We start from the raw sequence: 2,454 nt of genomic DNA on the forward strand, positions 1-2,454 counted from the left end.
GCAAAACTATTTGCCCAGCCTATAGCAGAGTAGAGGCAAGCAATTTTTCTACATATTGTTTACATATTGTTGCTTGTGCTATAATGTTATAGGATAGCTAAATTAATTTGATAAAAGTTAACATTAGCTAAATCATCTATTATTATGGGATTAAATAACCTGTCCAATATCAAGTAAAAAAATAATTATCTGAAACCAACTATGTGTAGTTGGTTTTTTGAAAAATATGGGAATAGAAATACAATCAAACTTGTCTAAACAATTAGAATTAGCAAAGCAGCAGGCTTTAGCTGGAGCAGATACAAAACAAGTTGTAAGGGAATTAAATAGTCAGGCAATGGATACTTTTAGAAACGGTGGGCCAGTTGCTTTGATAAACTTTGATTGGGGAGATGGCTTTGATATGAATGGACAAAAGCCAAGCCAGGGGCATGAACCACTAGCTGTTAATCCAGGCGGTGGTGAAAATCCTACCCCCGAACCTTTTATTTGGATTGATTCAGGTGCCAAAGACATTGTTCCAGGTGATGTATTAAGCCCAATTCATAATGGAGTTTGGATTCACAGACTTGATGCTAATGGTAACTTTGTACATACTGACGGAGAGAATTTGGTTGATGGTAGGAATGTACAGGTAGTAGTTAGACAGGGTGATATGCTTCTTGTTCAAGCTCCTAATGGAGACCAGTTTGGAGTTTGGGCTCCTACAGGAAGATCTACTAATACTTCTAAAAATGAAGCTGGCGAAGATGTTCCTGGAACTGGATTGCAGGTTATGAAAGCTAATGAAGCTGCAGCAGCTCAGGTAGCTGATGAGTCAGCTCCAGAACAATCAGAGACGCAAACATCAATTGCCGAGGTTGGTCAAATGGATGTAGCTGATAGAGCCCAAGCTGAAAAATGGTGGAATAGACATAAAAATAGAGAAGATATTCCTCAATGGTTTAAAGACATTATGCCACAAATATTGGATTATCTTGCGGAAATGAGTACTATTCCTATAGATAGTTTAACTTTATCAAATGGTCAATCTGCAATTGATTGGGCCAATACTTTAGGTACAGATATATATCCTCATCTTCCATTAACTCAAGTTCCTCAAGGGCATGTAATAAAATTTGGGGATTTATTGCGTAATAATATTGGATTTTTTACAACCAGAGACTTAGGAGATGTTTTATGGGGACAAGGAGGTTATGGAGGTATAGATTTGACTACAAATAAAAATAAAATTACAAATGATTTGGGGATTACAAATAGTAATGAACTTGCAGTTGCTTATGCAACTACATTAGCCAAAGAAATAATAGAGTCTTTGTTTTGGAAATCTTATCTTGGAACAGGTAATGATTATTCTCATACGAGATTAGATTTTCAGGGTTATTTAGCAAGACAATTAGCTACAAAACATCCAGAATTAAATTCTGTATTACAAAATCAAGCTTTGACAACAGACAATTTTGTTGAAAGACCAGGAATTTAACCTCTATTGACTCTAGTGTAATTTTTTCCATATACTGTAATTAGCTAAAGTAAGTTGTGATTACAGTATGTTTTTCTCAAAGTTAGCAAAAATAGTTATTTTAATTATTGTCTTATTGGCAATTAGCCTTGGTTTTAGTTTTTTCTTTTTACAATCTAAAAATACTGACCATTTCAACTATCCGATCTATCTAATGTGGAAGTTGGGATTAGAAGATAATCAAACTGTAAGTAATTTTGTAAGTAAAGTCGCCCCTAAAAACACTTCAGAAACAGCATGGTTTCCTATGGATGTTTATTGGTATAAAGGCAGTCCGGTTTCAATTTCTGAAGGTAGTGAATACACCTGTGCTTTTGTAGGGCCTATCGAACAACAGACTGATAATAAATGGCAGGTAAGAGCCGGAAATGATCAGCTCTTTACTCTTAATCTCGACAATCCAGATATTGTTTTTTATAACCGTGAACCGACATATGATGAGGATATTCAAGAATGGGGAGAGATAAGTAGATTGACTAAAAAAAATCAATTTAAAGAGCAGGAGTTGATATTGGTAGAATGGCAATGCCCATTTGATAATCCGGAACTTATGCTCGATAAAAATCGTTTAGTAAAAGAAAGCTATTTGTCTATAAAGCCCTTAGTAATTTCAAGATCTCAAGACAATGAAAAAGATTAAATTATTGATAATTACCTTTTTAATGTTTACATTTTTTGAAGTTTGTCCAAAAACTATTTTGGCTTGTGGCTCTGGATACTATGAATGTTGCACAGCTAGTCATAGTTACTGTGATTGTTGTAAAAAATCGGGAGGTAGTGGATCTGGTAGCGGTAGCGGTAGCGGTGGTAGTTGTTGTGAGGTTTTTGGAGATCCAGCTATTTGCGGTCAGCCATGTGGTGGCGGCGGTCAAGAAGTACGGAAGTGGAAACTCGTCTATGATGACCCTCCGGAAATGACAGCCTATCCAGGC

Annotated in this window: 3 protein-coding genes; all 3 read left to right on the forward strand. The window is 35.8% G+C overall.

The features are described 5' to 3' along the window. Positions 1-217: 217 nt before the first annotated feature. The gene (locus GYA49_03690; GenBank protein NMC36122.1) at positions 218-1,483 is read left to right on the forward strand and encodes a hypothetical protein; all 1,266 of its coding nucleotides are present in this window, start codon (positions 218-220) and stop codon (positions 1,481-1,483) included. A gap of 67 nt (positions 1,484-1,550) precedes the next feature. Continuing rightward, complete coding sequence (locus GYA49_03695) at positions 1,551-2,162, forward strand: hypothetical protein (GenBank protein ID NMC36123.1); 612 nt, start codon at positions 1,551-1,553, stop codon at positions 2,160-2,162. After that, positions 2,149-2,454, forward strand: a 306-nt coding sequence (locus GYA49_03700) for a hypothetical protein (GenBank protein ID NMC36124.1), incomplete at its 3' end; no start/stop codon positions are given. The genes GYA49_03695 and GYA49_03700, both read left to right, overlap by 14 nt.

The sequence above is a fragment of the Candidatus Beckwithbacteria bacterium genome, assembly GCA_012797845.1.
Lineage (GTDB): Bacteria > Patescibacteriota > Microgenomatia > UBA1400 > UBA1449 > JAAZOH01.

Bases quoted from the DNA above. Each gene is read 5' to 3' on its own strand.
- GYA49_03695 (NMC36123.1), top strand. From the start codon at position 1,551: ATGTTTTTCTCAAAGTTAGCAAAAATAGTTATTTTAATTATTGTCTTA.